The organism is Vibrio sp. CyArs1 (assembly GCF_022432925.1).
Lineage (GTDB): Bacteria > Pseudomonadota > Gammaproteobacteria > Enterobacterales > Vibrionaceae > Vibrio > Vibrio mediterranei.
Genome location: NZ_JAKRBO010000001.1, coordinates 593230 through 614272 on the forward strand (window position 1 = coordinate 593230; position 21043 = coordinate 614272).

Below are 21043 nucleotides of genomic sequence, written 5' to 3' on the forward strand. Positions count from 1 at the left end.
ATTGCCTCTATCCGTTATTTAATTTTTGCTTCAAGACCTGAAGTGACGCGTAGCTGTTCAAATACCGCAGTCCAATCCTGACGACCTCGGCCTGCTGCACGCGCAACACTATATAGCTCGCGAGATGCCGCACCACAAGGCATTGGTACATTCACTTGGTTAGCAAGATCCAAAGCAATTCCTAGATCTTTATGCGCTAAATCCAGCATAAATGCAGGGCTTAGGTCGCCTGCTAATACTTTGCCCGGCCAGGTTGTTGTAAAGTGACCCTTACCCGCTGGAGTACCACTCATGACTTTCAATGCTGCATCAAACTCAAGACCAATAGCTTCAGAAAGTGTCGCCGCTTCTGCAGACACTGCGTTAAGAGCAATGCTCATATAGTTGTTAATGATTTTTACGCGAATACCTTTACCTGGGCCACCAGCATCAATTGTTTCAGAGCCCATGCAATCAAATAATGGTTGCGCTTTGGCGATTTGCTCTGGAGTACCACCAGCAAGAATCAACAGCTCACCTTTGATTGCATGGTCAGATGTTCGACCTACTGGTGCTTCCATCATTGAGAAGCCTTTTTCCGACATCTCGTTAATAAGCGCATCAGTTTCAAACGGGTGAATGGTCGACATGTCGATAAGTAACGCCTGCTTATCTAAGCCTTCTGTAACGCCACTGTCACCAAAGAGTGTGCTTTTGACCAGTGCGCCATTAGGCAGCATAGTAATAACAAATTCAGCGTCAGATGCAGCGTCTGCTGGTGATGTAGCGGCTGTAGCACCTAACTCAACCATCTTTGCGACAGCAGTTTCGCTGATATCAAACACGCGTAAAGAGTGGCCACCTTTAATAAGGTTTGCTGCCATTGGGCTGCCCATTTGACCTAGACCGATGAATCCTACTGTTGACATGAAAAAGTCCTTAGTTCTGTTATTGAATTGCTACTTACTATAATCATTCGAGATTTAATAACCACAACATTTGTCACATTTTGTTGTTTTATGTCCATTTATTATCTTTTTGTGAGAATACTCTCATCGCAAATCTATTTAGTCCTTATAATGAGCCCATGAGTTGTGAAAACACTCGATGGTTTTCGACGGAGATTTTTCCTTAAAGCTAACGATAGTTTCACCGCTTTTTTTCCAATGATGTTTGAAACGATAAGAGATATAAAATGGCGATAGCTTGTGTTGGTATTACAGTATTAGACCGAGTGCAATTGGTTTCCCAACTCCCGACTCAGGGCGGCAAATATGTTGCGCACGATTACTTTGAAGTTGGTGGTGGACCAGCCGCTACAGCTTCGGTCGCAGTGGCTAAGTTAGGCCATGACGTTGACTTCATAGGTCGTGTTGGTTGTGACAGCGTTGCTGATACCATGTTGACCGAATTGGCCAGCTATGGTGTTGGCGTAGACAAGATGGTGAAAATCGAAGGTGCATCCTCTGCATTTTCAGCCGTCATCGTCGATGAAGAAGGCGAACGAATGATAGTCAACTATCAAGACAAGTCTCTGCTGCGCGATGCTACCCCTCTTAAAAATGTTGATTTTTCGACATATTCCACAATTCTTACAGATGTTCGTTGGATAGATGGCGCAAAATATGCACTACAGCAAGCAAGAGAACTGGGTATTCCCTCGGTTTTAGATGCAGACATAACTCCCGAACCCATTGATGAACTTGTAGAATTAGCAGATCATGTCGCTTTTAGTGAGCCAGGTCTCGAAAAATTCACTGGAACAAGCGATCCTGTTGAAGGTCTCAAAATCGCTCAAAAAAAGACATCTGGACGAGTTTATGTTACAGTCGGTTCAAAAGGATGTTATTGGCTTGAAAATGGCGAACTCGCACATCAAGTAGGTCTGAAAGTAGATGTTGTTGACACCACAGGTGCAGGCGATGTCTTCCACGGAGCACTTGCTGTCGCTGTTGCAGAGCGTATGGAAACGCGTCAATCCATTATCTTTTCCAATACCGTAGCTGCGCTGAAATGTAAGAAACTTGGAGGCCGCGAAGGTATTCCAACCCGAAAAGAAGTGGATGACACTATATAAAACTAATAATAAAAAAGAAGGGTTATCGTGACTAATCCAAGACAAGATAAATTATTACAGTTCGTTAACGACAAAGGTTACTACACCGTCGAAGAACTCGCAGAAATGCTCGACGTTTCGACTCAAACGATTCGTCGTGATATTAAGAAACTCAGTGAAGAGCGCCTTGTAATACGTCACCATGGTGGAGCAAGTTCTCCTGCTACCAAAACGAACCTAGATTACGAAGTCCGTAAGGTGTCAGAGACCGAACAAAAAAACGCTATTGCTAAACGTATTGCGGATATGATTCCTGATAATTCAACGGTATTCATCACTATTGGTACGACCGCTGAAGTTATTGCGAGTCATCTGCTTAACAAGAGTAACTTGCAGATTATTACTAACAGCTTACGTGTTGCGAATGTGTTACACGGTAACAAGACATTTGATGTTCTGATACCAAGTGGCAAGGTCAAGGCATTTAACGGTGGTATTGTCGGGACTGAAGCATTGGACTTTATTTCCAACTTCCGTTTTGATTTCCTTATTACCAGTGCAGCATCTATCGATGTTGATGGTACCTTATTGGAATATGACTTAAGCGAAACTCTGATTACTCAAACAGTAATGAAATCGGCTCGACATGTGTTGGTCGCTTTGGATTCAACTAAGTTTATCCCCAAGGGATCCATTGAATTAGGTCCAATTAGTGATGCAAGTTGCTTATTCACTGATGCGCCTCTGACTAAAGAATTAGAGGCTATTGTGAATAAAGGCGATACAACAATTGAGATTTGCGATTAATCTACGTTTGCGCAGCTGAAAATTAAACGGTCAACTTGTCTAAGACAAGGTGGCCGTTTTTATTTGCAGCATCCCACTAGATGTCTTGATTAAGTAACATGACCTGCACTCTAATCCAATCGCATCGAAGCACTCTATAGCACTAACGAAAGCACTAGTAATAAGCGAACTACTTGGCGTGCCTGTTCGCTTCACCATATTACTAAGCAAATACAAGATATGAATGAGCGTTTGGCGCTTAGCTCCCCCCTCTCCCCACATAGGTTCAACGTCAAGCGTCTCACCGTATAATGCTGGCTTAATTAATAAGCCATTGTCTTCAAATTCCAAACGGTGCTTTATTACCAAACTGCTGACGATTAAGATTTCACTGTATTGCAGAGCACTATATCGAGAACATCCGCTTAGAAGATCACCTAACCAACCGCAGCCGTGGCTCGGCTCTTGCAAAATCGACTCTTGAAGAAATAGATTTCGAACATACGTTAACGCGGAATTCACACACAAAGCAGGTACCTTGGGTCGAGGTGCTACAGTTCTATTCCGCCACAGCTCAGCCTGCTTATCTACGTCAGTCATCGAAACGTTTATTGCTTTGCTCATCATACGCGCAACCTACCTACTTACTGATGCGCTGTACGCTTCATTACAGCGGTAAACTTGCTCTCCGAAGTGGCTGTAGAAACAAGCACCCACCCCTGACTATTCATGTAATTTAGAGCATCCATTGGCGAGTTAAACGCAATGGTTTTGCCATTTTCGTCGCGTAATAGGTCTTTGTTCCTAACGCCAATCTCCAGTTCTTGCCCAAAGTCGACTTCAACTTTCCATTTCGTCAGACTTAAGAGTTTTCCGGATGCGATCACCATAGCGTATTGTTCGGTTTGGGACTGACGCGCAGTAGGTTCGGGAGATGAAGCAGCGTGACTTACGGTCAACGGTAACAGCAATAATAAAGACAGTGGGACAGTTCTAAGTAAGGTTTTCATACAAGATCTCCGATAACATTTCGACAGGCACACCAACTGCGCCAACGACAAAAATCGTATCAAAGACAATGTCCATTATATGGAAAACATAGCCCTGTTTTGTCTGGAATATGGAAGGGCGTTTCTACTTACGACCTGATGAACAAATAATTGCTATGCTTTCTGCTCGTCTCGTTTTTTCAATGTACGGTAGAATTCTGATAAGTACTCAACATCTTCTTTCGGAGCTGCCAACATTAGATCCAGAAACTTCAACGTGCTTGCGGATAACGGTAATTGCCCGCCATGAAGTCGTTCTAAGCTGGTCATAGGGAATAGCTGAAGAAGACTAACATCAAGTGCTTTCGCAATACGGAAAAAATCTAGAATAGTAAAATGGCTCTTTCCTTCTCTATCCATTTTCTCATAAAGCGCAGACCGACCAATTCCTGCTTTTATTGCCAGTGAGTTCTTGGAAAGCTGGGTCTGAACCATCAATGCTTCCATTCTCTCTATAACCATTTTTCGGAACACCTGTTCCTCGACCCCAAAAAACTCAAAACCTTCTGTTTCAATCTCTGCCATTTCGATTTGTCCATTATGTGGAATTTATACACCCAACCTATCCGAATAACGGATATATCAAATGATAAGTTTATACCAGGTTACACACAACACTAGTTATCAAACCTTATATTTTAACTGAGGACACCTTTATGCAAACTACTCATCAAGCTTTAATCATCGCTGCACTAACGCTGTCTAGTGGTGCAAACGCAATATCTCTCGAGCCTGCGAAAGGTTTGAATGTTAACCAACCCTATTACGCTCCAGAGACATTTGTACAACAGAAAAGCTTGCCAGTTGTGGATATTCGAGGTCTTGACTCTAAAAGCTATGTCACGGTTTTTGAAAAGCAAATTGGCGATGAGGTGAGACGAGGCATTAAAGAGGCAGAGTATGTTTACAAACTGGCGGGAATTGATGTTGTCGAATTCGAAAAAGACTCCATGAAAATATTGGAGAACTCGAGAAAACTCAATCCCGAGTACTTTGAAATAGTAGAAGCATTGGCAGAAGTCGGAGGTATTTCTGTAGAAAGGATGTTCACATTATCTCAACTTGACGCCGCGTTAGCGTCAGCAGCCCAATCATCATTAATTGGCTGTACAACCATTAGTTTTGCAGGTACAGGGGTGGTTGGACAAGTCAACGATACCCCTTCTTTATCTGGCGGAAACTATTGGGTTCTTCAAGCTGACGATTACGTTCAAGTCATGGCGTCCGGTTTCTATGGCTCTGGCCAAACGCTTGGCAAAGACATAGGTGTGGTGATTAACTTTCAGGGCACTGACTCAAAAGGTGTAGGTCTTCAATCTAATAGTGCAATCGAACTTGGCGCTCTTCAAAACTACTTAGCTCGTCATGCCAAAAGCGTGGAAGAAGCAGAGAAAATTCTAGAGAAACACCGAACGGTTGTTGCATCGCATTTTAACTTTGCAGATGCAAATGGCGATACCATTGGTATAGAAATGCTAGAAGGCGATAATTACGTCATAAAACGTCCAGCAGGTATAGGTCATGCGAACCATTCCGAACGTCCGGGCGTGATGCAGTCTTTTGCTGAATCAGTAGGGTTAGGCGAGAAAAGCAGAAAACGCACCATCGCTACTGCCTACACTGAATGGCGCGCAGAGTTTGCTCAACAGTTTATCGATAATAGCCCTGAGGGAAATGTTGACGCAGCAAAGTACGTGCTTAATACCAAACCTATCGCTCAACATGCAGCATATGGGTCGGATTTTATCTCTACGCTAACCGCAGTTATGGACACTAAAGAAGGCTGCTTAGAAGTGGCTCCGGGGGTGGGTGAATGGAATGACTTTCAGAAAGTGTGTCTAAACAAATAGTTCGTTACTCTAGAGTAGACTCTAATAAAGAATCTACTCTAACTCTGTTGTAAGCCATTGAGTAACGACTAAAGATCTACGCATCAAGTTGAAAGGAACATTGACAGGAGTAACTACCTAATTAGTAGATACTTTAAATTAAGTAAGGGATATCCTATTTAGAAGGATTTCTATCGCTCCCAAAAGGATACCTCCGCGCTGCCATTTCATACTCCATTCCAACCGAAAGTTAAATTACTAGTCTAATATCTGTTGTGCATCAAGTTACCTCCTTGCTCACACTTGCTTTAGTGATGAACAATTGTTAGCCAACTGTAAATGTCTCAATACCGATTTCCAATATGAGCGTATTTATTGGTAAATTGGATTACAAACCATCTTTGTTAGGTACTCATTGAGGTCAAGACATTTGGAGAGATGATTAAAATAAGAAGTTATTTTACATTGTCCATTTAGTACTGTACCTGGTATACCTTCACGTTGCGTAATATGCAGAGTGAGTTCTAACGCTCATTAGTTCAATCAATTAAAAGAATTTAAATACTGAATAAAATAATAAACAAGATTATATTCTAGCAAAAAGGTATAGGAGTTCACATATATTCTTATACCGACTATTTTCTCCAACGATGTTTAGTGACATTCCTAGTTCTAACATAGAAAAGCATTAGGTCATTGTCGATGAAGAATGGCCTTCTCCCCGAAAAATTTGTCTTTATAGGCGACGATAAATAAATATCCGCCAGACCTTCTTTTCTCCATATTAACAATGTAATTCTTGAAATACGTAACACTCCTGCTTGTTACCAACAAAAGCACACAATCATTGATAACTTTAATCTTTTACGCTTGATTATTGACAAAATCTCGGATACAATATTAGTAATAGTTAATCAAAACCAGCGCAAATTTAATTAGGCACACTGCTTTCATGACAACAAAAGACAAAAGAGAAGAATTATTTTTAAGTAATGCTCGAGATAAGTATGGTGTAGAATACGACTACTCGAAAGTTAAGTATGAGAATAATCGTCGACCTGTAGTTATTCGCTGTTCTATACATGGCGACTTCCGAGTTACGCCAAGCAATTTTTTATCTCGCAATATTGGTTGCCCACACTGTGGCCGTGATGAAGCCAAAAATAAACGGCGAAACAACTACAACAAGCAAACAAGTAGTGAAAGATGTGTTACAAATCAGTTTAATGTAAATGGCTATGCAACAAAACATCCTCACCTATTGCACCAACTCTTCAAATGAAAATTTCCACCGTCAAATCAAATAAATATTGCAAAAAGCATTTAACTAACAAAATCATTGTTTTATAATATTTATTGAAGATTATTCAAAGAATTTTGGCAAGTTTTTATACCCCCAAGAAAATTACAAATGACAACAATATAAGCATTATATCGAACTACATAACACTCTCATACATAACTCGCAGGCAACTTTCGCTAAAATAATTTAAGCGTGCTATTTTTCCAGTTATATATCTAACTTTTTTGACCTCGTTATTTTTGGAAAGTATATTATAGTATTTAGACAACGTAATGACTCGATGATTAACTTATAGGAGAAGGCTTTTACGGATTACTAATACAAATTCCACAAATATCGTAATTATAGATAACAATAAAGATATAGAACGATAATCACAAGGATAACACTACTCTACCCTTATAATTTATCCATTAAGATAAGTAAGAGTGTTAATTAAATTACTGTTTAAAACTAAGCAAAACGCTAGTTGCATTTAATCTTTTTCTCATTAATCACTATAGTGAATCAAGTTGAATTTTCAATTATTTAAATACACGATTGGTTAAGAAGGTTAACTCAACAGGTTTTACATCTAAAAATAACTGTCTATGATGAGGGGGATATTTCTTGAACATCCATTGTATTGCTTCTTCGGAATTTATCAGTAATTAGACAAAAAAATGTTAGAAAAGACAGTAGGACATTACCATAAAGTCATTCTCAGAACTAAAAATATCAAATGTAAGAGCACCTCCCTTGCTACCTATTCGCACAATACAAACTAAAAATAAATCTTCGGCTTTCTGTTTTATAATATCAATAGCGTCTTCTTCTCGAAATTCACACTCAACGAAACGAAAATACTTCGTAACCCTACTGATGACATAGTTGCTAAACTTATGTATGTCGTCGATGAATTAAAAACCTTCTGATAATGGAATTAAAAGAACTTATTCTGTTTACGTTAACTCTACGGCCATTAACGTAAACATCAAAAACCTGATTTAAACTTGCACACGTTAGTTTTGCATTTCTACCCATCACCTGACCTTTACTATCATAGTCATAAAATATCTATTACCAGTAGACCTCACACAAAGCTGATCAGTCGGTAACTCGTTCACTCTCATATTAGCTTCGGAAATGTAAGAACAATTTTTAAAATCGTTCGCATAAAAGAAACAGACGCTCCTTGGAGTTCATAAATCACATCTTCTATTTCCCAACTAAGTTATGTAATGACCCCGTCGAAATTGGACAACTTAAGCCGCTAAAGCATACACTTCAGCAGGTGTTTTCATCTAAAGCGCCTGATGTGGATGCTCGCTCGTTGTTGTAGAACTCAAGCCACTTACCGATGGCAAAGCTAGCTTCACTTAAAGAACCAAAGTTGTGCATCCAAATAGACCGTTCTTTGATGGGTTTTATCAGACGTTCAACCATGCTATTTTCCTGTGGCGTATACGGTTGGATGAACTCCTGAGTCAGGCCGTTCTGCATCGCTAACGTGGTGTAGAGGTGAGAGCTAAAAACCAAACCATTGTCACTTCGCAGTTGTAGCCCCGGCGTTGCTCGGCCAATCACACCAGAACGAGTCGATATGGCATCCTCTAAGGCTACGACAGCAGATTTGGCATTGCCTCGCTTGCTAAGGATTCCAGCCTAAAACTTCTCGAGTATGACAGTCCATAACCAGTGTCAGTGATGCCCAGCGATCTTGCTGACCACACAAGAATCTTGCGATATCCGCAGACCAGCGCTTATCAGGCGCTTGGGCGACGGAAGCTTTGGCTTCTACACGAGGCCTAAAGCCAAATTGACGTTTACGGCATTGCCAACATTTCAGCTTCATTATGCGTTGGATGATGTTTTTGTTTTCACCAAGCGAAAATGCCACGGAGCGATGCCCTGCGTAAGGCAAAGCATCAATAAGTCTCTTTATTTTCACTGCCAGCCATTCGTTGATCTTGGGCTTACGCTTCTTGGCTCGATAGTAAAAAATACTTCGAGAAAGCCCGTCCAGCGGCACAGTTGAGAGACAGAAACGTTATCACCTCCTTGCGCCATCTCCTCCGTGATAGTAATGATTACTCGTCGTTCTGGTCGAGATCGCGATTGAACATTTTTGGAAATTCGATTTGAAGCATGGCTTGCCCATAGGCTGCATGCAAATCATCAATTTTCTTTTCGTATTGCTCAGTCACATCCTTAGGATTAGCCTTTAAGGCGTTCTCCATACCACCTAGGGCATCATCAACCCAACGCTCAATCTCAGAAGGTGTCAGATCGAACGTTCTAGCGGTTTCCTTGGCGGTTATCTTACCTTTGATGATGCCCTTAACAAGTTCAGCTTTGCATTTAGCAGTCCAATGTTTATTTCTGGCTTGTTACTCATACTGACTCCTGACTAGAGTGAAACAATATCATGTCCAATTCGTCTCTGGATCATTACAGTCATTTGTTACGACTTGGATAAAGTTTTCGCAACCAGTTATAGCCTTCCGAATAAGCATTATAGTCAATATAAAATCGATATTTCATATTGACTAAAATAATAATTCTCTATACAAAAGATTTCTTGGAAAGTTGGAGATGTTTTACTAAGACTAACCTAACAATCACATAGTACAAATATGTATAGAAAATAGTAGCGATCGATAAACAAGAAACGGTTATGTAGGCTTAAGGGCCTTTTAGCATTTTATCTAGCTATAGCTTACACATTTATATAACTTAATATATTTTTAATGTCTAAATTATCCTTACACAGTATCGACATAGACACCGCGATACGATAACTAACGGTTTCTACGATTAAACTTCACTTCGCCAAATGGCTAATAAAGCTACTTTTCTTTTTACATATACCAAAAACAATAAAAATCCTCTTGACGGTTTGTATAAGTATGTGAATTATGATTGTCATGCATTCATCATATATCTACAGTTGCATATCTTTAAAGAATCTCTCTTATAGCTTTTTCCACCAATAGAACAGCTATCTACATTACTCCCGTTTAACCTTTATTGATATGCTTCTATATAATAAATAAAAACAATCACATTCTCAAAAACTATTATTAATCATAAGTTAGTTCGAGCATAAAATTTAGGTCAACACTCAATACCCAATGCTTGCAACTTCAATGAAAGAAACGCGACTTTTAGTGTCACTACAGAAATTATTATTGATAAATTTACAGTTCATAACACTTACTTCACTATCCTTACTATTTCAAAAAACTGCGGTACCGTTCCACTCTCGGACATCATGTATCTATGTAAATCTATAAGAAACTCATAGTTAGGAGCCCCATCTATAAATCTATGTTTATATAGTCTATCACGATCCCAAAGATAAATCATACCGTCTGCTTTCATAACAGCCATTGCATGTGCAACAGCTCTATCATAATAAGTCATTGCAATAGTCCCTACTTCATAATTATCTAATCTAGAAGCAAATTCCGGAAGTTTCTTTGTTATTTTTCTTTCATGCGAACCTAGTCGTTTCGATTGTTTAATTAAACTCTTACTAACTTTATCCTTCTTATTTGATGGTACAGGAGCACCAAGATATTTCTTTTTAACTTTAAACGCCCCCTTTTTATACACTTTACCATTAACCTCCAGTTTATAATATTTATTCATACTAGCCATCAATTCGTATATATCTCTACCATTATCTACTGAAGGGATAAATCTTTTCTTTGGTACATCATCAATTCCCAGGATAGTATAAATTTCTGCATTATAAGTACATGCTTTATTGCATAACACTTCTTCTGGAAAGTATTTGTACGATTTACTTCTTAAAACTTCCACATATTCTTCTGGACTTCCATAAACATTTGGGTCATATTCATTCTCACCACACTTTGCATTCGCATCAAATGCAAATAGTAGAATAAGAGCTAAAACCAAAAAATTACCAATACAATTCTTCATTTACTTACACTCTATTTAACGTCCCTTAAAAAATATTATATAAAGGTATAAATTCTCCAAGCATACTCGGTATAAATCTATAATTCTAACCATCTATTGTTGTTAAAATTATAAATGGCAAACTCCTTCATTCATAAAGTTATGATCGTGGTCTTCGTAGCGATTTTTAGAATCTAAGTTTGACTTGTTTGAATTCGAAGTTAAGTCCTCCATCGAGTTAGGACTAGGCAACTCCTTAATAGCTTGCCTGTTGTCAGAAACAATGGTGTTAGTTTTAGTTCTAGCTGCGCTAGGGTCGAGGTTCACATTAATAGATGTTGCCGTACCATTTTTGTACTTAGTTGCCGTAACCCCCTTTGTTTTAGCATCTGTCACATCAGCAATATCTGTGTTATTTTTCGAGTCTTTAACTATAACATTTTTATTTCCTATATTCTTACCAACTCTTTTACCTACCATAAATACTCCAACTGAGCTTGAAATTATATTGAAAACCGCTTCAGCTTTTCGATCATTTTGAACTGCAGAAATAGTACGCCAAATCGGTAAGATACCACTCAACCTCTCAACTGCTCTTTCACTTCGAGTTGTAACACTCTTATAGGCTTCTTTTTCTTCTTTGAGTAAATTGCCATATGCTATACTAATGGCATTAATTAAATCACTTGACTGGATCGTTTGCTTTTTAAATGTGTTGCAATTGTAATCTTCTTCTCCATTACCGGTTGAGTCATAGTAACAACGGTCATGTTCTTCAGGGTTCATTATATTCGCATGAACACCAGGTGTAGGCATAAAGTTTAACGCTCCTTTACTTTCTGCAGCCTCGATACCATTCACATAAGCATCTTTACCATCGAGGAAGTTAATAGAAAATGAGCTATTATCTAAGGTTAACAACCAGTTTTTTTCAACATAGTTTGTATCTAGTATGCCTACTCGATATTGGTGGAATAGGTTAACTGTATTTAGCTGTCTACTAGTTATACTTGTTAGATCTAAATCTCCTTGCCTAAAGTTATGTAGTAATACATCGTATGCATATGCTCGGGCGATTTTTTCCATATTATTATCAAAATCATCAGACCAGATTGATGTAATAGTATACGTATCACTAAACCCATTATTATTTAGCCAGTTGAATTCATTAGTGCGGATTTTTTCTTCCTCTTCAGTTAAGGTCTTGCCTCTAAACAGCATCCCTAAAGTCCCTTGGTCAATATATTGGATCCAGTTATTTTCTATCCATTCTTCTGATGCGCCATAAATTGCCAATTGAGCACGTGCAACAGATTCTCTTGTAATTAGAGGAGAAAATATATCGTTACCGTCATCATCCATGCCAATGTATGCCGCAACATCATTTAATTGAGTGGTTGCATTTGATGAGGCTTCATAAAGTGTATAAATATGTTGCTTTTCAATAGCGCTGAATTCTTCGAAACCGTTAACTATAGAGAATAATTCAATGGCCATTTGTTCATAATTGCCTCTTGAACTAACAGGCGGTTCAGTTACGGTAGGTACTGGAAGTGTGTTTTCAAAACGGCCGCTAACAAAGTTGTTATCAGAAGACGATCCGTCATAAACATCACCTATAAAAGTTGCGGCATTAACAAATTCAACCTTTTTTAGCCTATAACCGCCTGGCGATGTTTCTGTAGCGGTTGTCGTTGTATAGACATACTGATCATCTTGGAAACTAACTCCTCCGGTATAACGCTTTGTACCGTTACTAGTCTGCACATAAAAATAAGCTAGTTCTGACTGTTCAACCTGTTCGAAATCTTCTTTCTCTAATGCAACCTTCAACAGCGCCTTTCTCTTTTTTCCACTTTCTTTACGCATGCTAACTTGTGCGGTTAGTTCAGGTAAGTAACGCAAAGCATCTTCATCTACACTCGAGTATGGCTCGCCATTGACTTCCTTTAAATCAAACGTACCAAACACATATTCATCAGTGCCTGAGGAGCCATCACAGTTAAGACCCTCGTATACAAAGTCTGTTGAGAACTCAACTTTTATTAAACAAAACTGCGAACCAGGAAAAGACTTACTTCCGGTTTTGCCATAAAAATACTCAAGACCATCATCAGTAGCTTTACCTTCAACATTGTCTATGTAAGTTCTACCGTCATAAGTGTATGTAAACATTACTGAGCTAGGGTTCTCGAGCTCGTTCCATTCACTATATGGTAAACTAACTTTGTTTTTCACCTGTCTTTGGTTACCGGCAACTTTATCCATACGTGTTTGTACGGTAATATTCTGTGGATACTCAGGAGCCACTCCGTTATCTCGATTTTCCATGTCAACCAATGCATCAAAAACGTACGGCCACTCACTTTCATCAATGTTATTATCGAATATTTTTGCTAATTCTGCATCCCTAGACAACAAACGACTAGCAACGACGCTCTTTACCCAAGACACCGAGCCGAATGGGTACACAGAATCCAATAACATTTCATCTAAAGCTAGTTTGGTTGCAATAATTTGCCAGCGAAATTCGTCACTATCGTCAGTGGAACCAAACGATAGCTCAGCTATCTCTGTAAAATCTTTTCCTTGCAAGTCTTGGCCTTGAAATATGCCTAACTGTTCATTAAATGTAGCTCCTGAATCTTCTAGTATTGCTCTGGAAAAAGCTTTATAATCATTAGAACAGTAGTTTTTTTTCAAGCATGTATAAATAATTGCTGCTGTTTCATCTGGATCATAACCTGAATCGTAATCCTCATTTTCAAGCAGAACCCTGTTATAGTTCTCTAATAATAATGGTTGATCATATTGCTCAAATCGAACAGCATCAACAAAACTAATTTCACGCATCGCTGAAGTTTCTTTAATGAAGTCAACGCTACCATATTCAGATAGTGAGCTAATTTTTAGAGCGGTGTAAAATTCCCTTTTCAACTCATCGGCATATTGGTTTATGTTGGTCGATAAATCAAGATTTGAACTTGACGCTGCAGACGAAATATATTCAATCAACATATTGGAATCCAATCCATCAGCATTATCGAATAAATTCAATTCATTAGTAAGATACGAGCCTGACATAATTGTGTTTTTGTAATCTTCGTAAGACTCTGCAATCGTACTTTCAGCCAATTTAATTAAGGCATTTCGATTGACGTTCATTCTGCCGGAATTTGATATTTCCTGAAATGTCGATCCTCTTATGTCTGACCGTAGCTCATGAATGATTATAGGATACAGTATTAACATACGTGAATTTTTATCGGAAAAGTCAATCTCAGACTGCGAATTTAATTTACTACGAACTAAATCTTGCCGCGTAAAAATGTAATCTGTGTTATTTGAACCTGAATACAGATTGACATTTGCGGTAAAATCATCAAGATAGACACTGCTTAAATAACAGCCCACTTGCTCGCTATATTCATTCTCAGTTTCAATGGTGAATGTAAAATCACTTCCTGATTGGTCCAATTGTTCTACTGTTGGATATACGACTTCAGCAACAAACTCGCTACCATTGTCACTTAAATTAAGTGGCATTGTTTCTTGCAGTAAATATTCTGGCGTTCTCCCAATGTCGCCTGAATATGTTGCTAGCTGAACAAAAGTAACGGGCATACCTTCAAACAAACCTTGGCTTTGTGCTGCGTCAGCATCTAGAATAATCTTTGAACGACATTGTTTCATGTTGTTTTCATCGATGTCGGCTAGCTTTATAGCGGCTTGAATATCAATGCTTTGGCTATTAACCGTTGGACTTACTAAATAAAATACAACAGCGAGATACAATGCACTCTTTCTTTTCATTCTTTTAAACCTTTGAGTATCTATATTTAATTTGTTACACCATTTCATTTTTACAACGTGTTGACAAAATAGAGTCGATTCGTTTAATAAAAATGGGATAACGTTTAATACCTAAATAGCTATTAAATTTGAGATTTATAATGCTTCATACGATTACCCACATAAATCTATTACCGATTGGAGTTAATTCACTTACCATTCTGTGTCTACTTTTTGTTTGTTTTCGCACTAAAAGTTTCCAAAAACCAAGAAACACTCACGAAGTCCTATTTTAACCGCAAAATTAGTAACCAACTTCTCTTCAGTAACGCAACAAAAACTTGAATGTGAATGTGGTCGCGTCTTTCCAAAAGTGGGGTCTTGGCATATCAAGCGAGCTCCGACTAAGCTTCAAAGCTCTTTGCTGGCTTACACAATACACTATTAACAAACCCATCAACACAGTAAAACTCCTGTTTCCATTTCCTTTTAACGGTTACTTTGTTGCTAAGTAAAAATCCACCTTCTTAGAAGGCGGCTTTAGCGTTCAGCCCCCTCAAAGGGGGCGTCTCCGCGCTGTTAGTTTATCTTCAATTCCAACTGAGCCTCATACTCTTGGTCTTTGGACATGACTCAAATCGGTAGACCTGTGTTAATCTACACAACCGATTTATGATTATTTTTGTATTCATGGCTACCATCCAAGTCCCATGTCGTTTCTGCAATAAAACTGACCCTGTCCGTAACCATGAAAAAGGTCATTCAGGCTTTCCTCGTTTCAGGTGTATTGACTGTAGGAAAAGCTTCCAACTCGATTACGTCTATGAGGCTCATAAGCCAGATGTGAAAGAGAAAATTGTCGATATGGCAATGAATAGCTCTGGCGTCAGAGAGACGGCTCGAGTGTTAAATGTCGCGTACAACACGGTATTGAGCACTTTAAAAAACTCTCGCCAAGACAAGTGACCTCGATTCCTTTCGATAAAGCTAACATTGCTCTGATTTATGAAATCGACGAACAATGGTCGTTTGTGGGCAATGAGAGAAACCGTCGATGGCTTTGGTATGCATGGGAGCCACGTTACAAACGCATCATTGCTCACGCATTTGGTAAACGTAATACGGTTGCACTACGAGCGCTTCTCGCTTTACTGAAGCCTTTCGATATTAGTTTCTTTTGCACAGATGACTTCAGTGTCTACACGAAAGAGTTACCAAGAGAAAAGCACATTGTAGGTAAGCGGTAGACTTAACGAATTGAGCGAACTAATCTGACGTTACGTTCGCGATTAAAGCGGCTTGTGCGCAGAACAATAGGCTTTTCGAAATCAGAAGCAATGCATGACAAAGTTATAGGGACGTTTATTGAGAGGGAATTTTATATGTAATTCAACTGATTTGAGTCACGACCTGGTCTTTTTTATCTTGATGTCTAACGTAACACCAAATTATGTCCTCGTTCACACCTACCGTATCAACAAAATACCCCCTCGCCCAAAATAATTTCCCCACACTTTCTTTCGAATATGAGTAAACTTATTGAACAGGCGAATTGCAGACCGTCCTTTCAGGGTACCCATTAACGTCGAAATTGAAACTTTTGGTGGGACTATGACAACCAAATGAACGTGGTCAGGCTGAATATTTAACTCCAGTACCTCGCAATCCTTCATATTGCAGAGTATGTAGATAGACTTGTACAACTCTTTCGCTACATTGCCCTTAAGAATTTTGAACCTGTACTTTGGAGTCCAAAGTATATGGTATTTACATCGCAAGTAGACGTGTGATGAACTTCTATAATCGCCCATGTTAATTGTTTCCTCTTAGTTGTGGTGAATAAGAGTCTTACTTCTTACATGGGCGTGTTTTCGGGCAACAGCCCTTAGGAACAATCACCACCGCCAAAGGCAGTGGTTTAGGGATGACAATTAACATAAAGAGACTTATTGATGCTTTGCCTTACGCAGGGCATCGCACCGTGGCATTTTTGCTTGGTGAAAACAAAAATACCATCCAACGCATAATGAAGCTGAAATGTTGGCAATGCCGTAAACGTCAATTTGGCTTTAGGCCTCGTGTAGAAGCCAAAGCTTCCGTCGCCCAAGCGCCTGATAAGCGCTGGTGTGCGGATATCACAAGATTCTGGTGTGGTCAGCAAGATCGCTGGGCAGCACTGACACTGGTTATGGACTGTCATACTCGAGAAGTTTTAGGCTGGAGTCTTAGCAAGCGAGGCAATGCCAAATCTGCTGTCGCAGCCTTAGAGGATGCCATATTGAATCGTATATGGTGTGATTGGCCGAGCAACACCAGTACTACAACTGCAAAGCGACAATGGTTTGGTTTTTAGCTCTCACCTCTACACCACGTTAGCGATGCAGTACGGTCTGACTCAGGAGTTCATCCAACCGTATACGCCCCAGGAAAATAGCACGGTTGAACGTCTGATAAAACCCACCAAAGAGCGGTCTATTTGGATGCACAACTTTGGTTCTTAAAATAAAGGTGGCTTTGCCATCGGCAAGTGGCTTGAGTTCTACTACAACGAGCAAGCATCCACATCAGGCGCTTAAGATGAAAACACGTGCTGAAGTGCATACTTTAGCAGCCTAAGTTGCCCAATTTCGACGGGGTCATTACACCCGATCTGATCACGAGATTTTAATTTAGTTCATTCTATTTTTGTAACAAAGTCGACTCTGTTTTGTAAAACTTCATCTCCTGGAATGAAGAATACCATCCAACTTAAAGTGCATTATTCTTAATCTATTAAACACAATTCAAATAACAAATTTATAAAACAACTCTGACAAACACCTCTTTGCGTAATTTTACTGTTTACCGATAAGGCAAATTGACCTAATGTTTGTGTTATATAAAACAGACGACTGCCGTTATGCTAACCAAAACAAACATAAAGTCCGCAATATTAAATTCTGATATCTCACCATATTTCCAACCTCAATTCGATGTAGGAACCAATAGAATTATGGGATTTGAAGCGCTAATAAGATGGAAAAAAAACGACGAAGAAATATTAGCACCAAGCTATTTCTTAGATAGCATTTATAAATTCAATCTATCCAGTCTTTTATTCGAGCATACGCTAAGTAAAACTATCAACTTACACAAAACGTTATTGGACAATAACAGAAACTTTAAATTTAGCATAAATGTAAATGCTAAAGACCTTTTGGGAAAGTCTGACATAGTAGAAGTCCTGAAACAGCATTCCAGAGCACATTGTATAAGCGAAAGAATGCTAACTTTAGAAATTACCGAAGGTGAGCCCTTATTTATGAGTGAGAAGACAATCGAAAATCTAGATAGAATACAGAATCTTGGTGTAGCTATATCGTTCGATGATATGGGAACAGGATACGCTTCCGCTATAAATTTCATTGAGGGCAATTATAACGAACTAAAGCTGGATCGTAAGTTTGTTCGTCTTATGCACACAAACACCAAAGCAGTGGCACTAATAGAAAGCTTGGTCTATTTGAGTCGAAGATTAAACATTCCTCTGATTGCAGAAGGAGTAGAAACCCGAAAAGACTATGACAAGTTAATTAGCCTTGGCTGCCATCGCCTTCAAGGGTACTACTTATCTCCACCTCTTAGTAAAGAACAAGTTGAACTCGCATTTATAAGATCATGATTTAGACGTACAGCCACTATGAATATTAAGATTGCTTACCCATAAAACAAAGTGGATTATCGTTTTTGATATATAAAATAGCCAAATGCCGCTATGATACCGCGCATGGAAATTGCAATATCAGATATGAAATCACAATTTCCAGTCTCCGAAGTATGGATAAAACGAAGAAGTAATATCATACCTTTTCTTGAGCTTACCCTAAAACATTTAGAGAAGTAATATATTTTAAAATTTAGGACCAAGCTCTTTCAAAAATATGACAAACGATACTTTAGCGCAATGTACATATGACCCCTTATTTATGAGCAAGATGACATGATAACTTCTCCGTTATAATTTTCATCATAATGAACTGAAACTAGATACGCCCTCAAACATAAGTACTACCTTCGTAGAGCTTCCGTTCATTATATCGTATTTTTTCTATTTACTATCCCATTTCTATAAGCAAATTGTAATAACTCAGTATATGTTTCGAAATCTAAATCATTCATCATTTTATATTTGTGAGACTCTATCGTCCTACTACTTAAGAATAAAATTTCACCACACTCTTTTGTAGTTAGGCCCGAAGCAAGCAGTGCGAGTACCGGTAACTGCTTCTTAGTCAATTTCAGTACTTTTTCGGCATCCGACACCCTTCTGCTAACAGATCTAATAGGTCTTATAGTCGAGGAATACTGCCAATGTAGAAGCCACAATCTACAGACACTGATAAGTTCATTTTTTGAACTCTCAGAAAATGAAAGGTTTCTAAATGAACTAAATGACATCCCACCAAACCGCTCACCATAAAGTTCTAATTTTACCATAATGTGTAATTTTACCCCCTGATTTGCCAATTCACTCAATACGTGCATGTTAGATGTTCTCAAATCTGCCTCACTGAGGATTGAGATTGACTCAAGGTTCACAAGTCTCAAGTAACTAAAAGATTGTTTCCCATTAAGAAATTTATCCGGGTTTATTGTAAACCGATCATCAAGAGAAACACTGAGGATCTCGCCTGAATTAACAAGTATCCTTGAGTTGGGCCATATCGTCATCCTGTCCATTCCAAAATGTATAAGCGCGTTTTTAATTGCCTGAACGAAAGCACTATCAAATGAGTCTATTGGTGCATTGTTAAGCATATCAACCTGAGATAAAATAAACTCTCTATTTAAGTGATGAGACATATCTTTCCTTTGTCACTGCAAAGCTGCCTAATTTAAAAATATACGTAATAAAATATTACGTTTAATTTATGAGATGAGCATTCTTATTTGTGTCGTCTTGCACTCGACTCTTCTTAGCTAGTGTGGTTACTGTGCTTTGACAAAGAAACAAATAAGTACTTTTTCCCAATTATTTTAAGGTAGCAATCTTTTCTAAAATTACAATGTTTTTTTGAAAATCAACAATAAATCGCATGCTTCCCTGCTCTGTAAAGTGCCATTATATCAGACGGTTAGTATCATTTCGATACATAATTCGCTTAGTCCCTACGAATGTCGACCCTTTGATTTTTTAATCATAGATTCGCGTTGTTATCGCTTTTGTAATAAGCTGATTCAAGTGTTAGTAAATTAAAACGGAGTTATCATGGATAATTTGTCATTGGTTGTGGGATCAATTATTTTGTTTTGTGTAGCCGAAGTTGCTGCAAATGAGACGTTGCAGGAGGATTTGACATGGCAGGGGACTGCCAAATCATTTTATGAAGGGACTGACTTATCAAATAAAGCGTTAAGAGCCGCTGCGTTATCGTTATTTGAGCCATCTGGCAGAGAAACATACGAGAGCTTTACCTCAAAAGAGTTAACATCACTTTACAGGTTATCCAGTACGATTGTTAATGTAGACAAAGCAACAATATTGATCTGTATAGAGCCGAAATTATAGGACCCAATCAAAATTTATGGATCCTTTGGCTTCTGTATGCAGTCAGATTTTACAATTTTGATTTCTTCACCTGGATAAATTATAGCGTTAGCGCTTCTGAACCGCTCTTTTAACCATAAGTTATTTTTATATAGTTCTTCTAGGCTCTGTTGGTTTTTTCTCGCAATTTTTGACGGCCATTCTCCGGTTTCTACTGTGTGGGTCAAGCTGCAGTCACTAATAGATGATGCAACAATTTTGTCTTTAGTTTTCTCCGAAGTTTCTATACGACTATTTGTAGCTAACCCCGCATTTGTTGATGGCCTGTTAGTCACATCTGATGGGTACTTGTTTCTTATAACTATACCAGAGTAGTGCAATCCAAAGCCATATAAGTAGGTATCAGAATAGTTGTTGTTGGGGAACATTTGATAACCGAACTTTACTCCAAAGTTAGGGTTAACGTTGTAGATAAACCCTGCTCCTAGCAGTACGCCATTGTTAATGGTACTAGCTCCCAAATCTAAATATGCAGACGTTTTGTCGCTAAAGGCATGTTCTATTCGAGCATATACATCCGAATCAACATTGTTAAATGCCTCACTATATACGTGTGATAATTTAACGCCTAAATAATATTTATCATTTATAGCATACAGCCCCGTTAACGAATTATAATATGTAGTAAGCTCATCATTAGGGATTATAGCTGCACCAATATCAGCCTCAATCGTAAATCCCGAGCTATAGGGAATGAAAACTAGTCCTAGTAAGAACTGAAACACCTTATTCTTAATCCTATTTATTTCCACT

At 38.6% G+C, this 21043-nt stretch carries 17 protein-coding genes and 3 pseudogenes; 8 read left to right on the forward strand and 12 right to left on the reverse strand.

Annotated elements, in window-relative coordinates; translation table 11 throughout:
- Positions 1 to 14: 14 nt before the first annotated feature.
- Entirely contained in the window at positions 15 to 908 is an 894-nt protein-coding gene (yihU, locus tag MMA19_RS02755) for a sulfolactaldehyde 3-reductase (protein ID WP_240205445.1), read from the reverse strand.
- 266 nt (positions 909 to 1174) lie between these two features.
- On the opposite strand from yihU, the gene MMA19_RS02760 reads away from it, so the two are divergent.
- Positions 1175 to 2056, forward strand: coding sequence for a sugar kinase (locus MMA19_RS02760; protein WP_006069611.1), 882 nt, complete (start codon positions 1175 to 1177; stop codon positions 2054 to 2056).
- Positions 2057 to 2083: 27 nt separating this feature from the next.
- Positions 2084 to 2842 (forward strand): DeoR/GlpR family DNA-binding transcription regulator, encoded by a 759-nt coding sequence (locus MMA19_RS02765; RefSeq protein ID WP_124942181.1) that lies wholly within the window; start codon positions 2084 to 2086, stop codon positions 2840 to 2842.
- Between the two features lie 39 nt (positions 2843 to 2881).
- Here the strand turns inward: MMA19_RS02765 and MMA19_RS02770 are convergent, their stop codons facing one another.
- From MMA19_RS02770 to MMA19_RS02780, 3 genes are all read right to left on the reverse strand, one after another.
- Complete coding sequence (locus MMA19_RS02770; RefSeq protein ID WP_240205446.1) at positions 2882 to 3448, reverse strand: hypothetical protein; 567 nt, start codon at positions 3446 to 3448, stop codon at positions 2882 to 2884.
- 17 nt (positions 3449 to 3465) lie between these two features.
- Entirely contained in the window at positions 3466 to 3831 is a 366-nt protein-coding gene (locus MMA19_RS02775; protein ID WP_240205447.1) for a hypothetical protein, read from the reverse strand.
- A gap of 153 nt (positions 3832 to 3984) precedes the next feature.
- Positions 3985 to 4395, reverse strand: coding sequence for a helix-turn-helix transcriptional regulator (locus tag MMA19_RS02780; protein WP_171390310.1), 411 nt, complete (start codon positions 4393 to 4395; stop codon positions 3985 to 3987).
- 131 nt (positions 4396 to 4526) lie between these two features.
- Between MMA19_RS02780 and MMA19_RS02785 the strand changes: the two genes are divergently transcribed.
- Together MMA19_RS02785 and MMA19_RS02790 are read left to right on the forward strand one after the other, a co-directional pair.
- Positions 4527 to 5720 (forward strand): C45 family peptidase, encoded by a 1194-nt coding sequence (locus MMA19_RS02785; protein ID WP_240205448.1) that lies wholly within the window; start codon positions 4527 to 4529, stop codon positions 5718 to 5720.
- Positions 5721 to 6651: 931 nt separating this feature from the next.
- Entirely contained in the window at positions 6652 to 6981 is a 330-nt protein-coding gene (locus MMA19_RS02790) for a DUF723 domain-containing protein (RefSeq protein WP_240205449.1), read from the forward strand.
- Positions 6982 to 8268: 1287 nt separating this feature from the next.
- On the opposite strand, the gene MMA19_RS02795 is transcribed toward MMA19_RS02790, so the two are convergent.
- From MMA19_RS02795 to MMA19_RS02820, 5 genes and pseudogenes are all read right to left on the reverse strand, one after another.
- A complete protein-coding gene (locus MMA19_RS02795; RefSeq protein WP_240205450.1) occupies positions 8269 to 8568 on the reverse strand; it encodes an integrase core domain-containing protein in 300 nt (99 codons plus the stop codon).
- A 64-nt stretch (positions 8569 to 8632) separates the two neighbouring features.
- A complete protein-coding gene (locus MMA19_RS02800) occupies positions 8633 to 8932 on the reverse strand; it encodes a hypothetical protein (RefSeq protein ID WP_240205451.1) in 300 nt (99 codons plus the stop codon).
- A 139-nt stretch (positions 8933 to 9071) separates the two neighbouring features.
- A pseudogene (locus MMA19_RS26520) lies at positions 9072 to 9353 on the reverse strand (transposase); the annotation flags it as partial.
- Positions 9354 to 10197: 844 nt separating this feature from the next.
- Positions 10198 to 10932 (reverse strand): hypothetical protein, encoded by a 735-nt coding sequence (locus MMA19_RS02815; RefSeq protein WP_240205453.1) that lies wholly within the window; start codon positions 10930 to 10932, stop codon positions 10198 to 10200.
- Positions 10933 to 11040: 108 nt separating this feature from the next.
- Positions 11041 to 14724 (reverse strand): hypothetical protein, encoded by a 3684-nt coding sequence (locus tag MMA19_RS02820; RefSeq protein WP_240205454.1) that lies wholly within the window; start codon positions 14722 to 14724, stop codon positions 11041 to 11043.
- Between the two features lie 669 nt (positions 14725 to 15393).
- On the opposite strand from MMA19_RS02820, the pseudogene MMA19_RS02825 reads away from it, so the two are divergent.
- Positions 15394 to 16091, forward strand: a pseudogene (locus tag MMA19_RS02825) (IS1 family transposase).
- Position 16092: 1 nt separating this feature from the next.
- Here the strand turns inward: MMA19_RS02825 and tnpA are convergent.
- A pseudogene (tnpA, locus tag MMA19_RS02830) lies at positions 16093 to 16514 on the reverse strand (IS200/IS605 family transposase).
- Between the two features lie 113 nt (positions 16515 to 16627).
- Between tnpA and MMA19_RS02835 the strand changes: the two are divergent.
- Positions 16628 to 17056 carry a DDE-type integrase/transposase/recombinase gene (locus tag MMA19_RS02835; RefSeq protein ID WP_240205455.1) on the forward strand — a complete coding sequence of 143 codons (429 nt, stop codon included), beginning with the start codon at positions 16628 to 16630 and terminating at the stop codon, positions 17054 to 17056.
- A gap of 546 nt (positions 17057 to 17602) precedes the next feature.
- Positions 17603 to 18364 (forward strand): EAL domain-containing protein, encoded by a 762-nt coding sequence (locus MMA19_RS02840; RefSeq protein WP_240205456.1) that lies wholly within the window; start codon positions 17603 to 17605, stop codon positions 18362 to 18364.
- A gap of 410 nt (positions 18365 to 18774) precedes the next feature.
- Here the strand turns inward: MMA19_RS02840 and MMA19_RS02845 are convergent, their stop codons facing one another.
- The gene (locus MMA19_RS02845) at positions 18775 to 19545 is read right to left on the reverse strand and encodes a helix-turn-helix transcriptional regulator (RefSeq protein ID WP_240205457.1); all 771 of its coding nucleotides are present in this window, start codon (positions 19543 to 19545) and stop codon (positions 18775 to 18777) included.
- 406 nt (positions 19546 to 19951) lie between these two features.
- On the opposite strand from MMA19_RS02845, the gene MMA19_RS02850 reads away from it, so the two are divergent.
- Positions 19952 to 20251: a hypothetical protein gene (locus MMA19_RS02850; protein WP_240205458.1), complete on the forward strand. Its 300-nt coding sequence runs from the start codon at positions 19952 to 19954 to the stop codon at positions 20249 to 20251.
- 14 nt (positions 20252 to 20265) lie between these two features.
- On the opposite strand, the gene MMA19_RS02855 is transcribed toward MMA19_RS02850, so the two are convergent.
- Complete coding sequence (locus MMA19_RS02855) at positions 20266 to 21042, reverse strand: LysM domain-containing protein (protein ID WP_240205459.1); 777 nt, start codon at positions 21040 to 21042, stop codon at positions 20266 to 20268.
- Between the last annotated feature and the right edge of the window lies 1 nt (position 21043).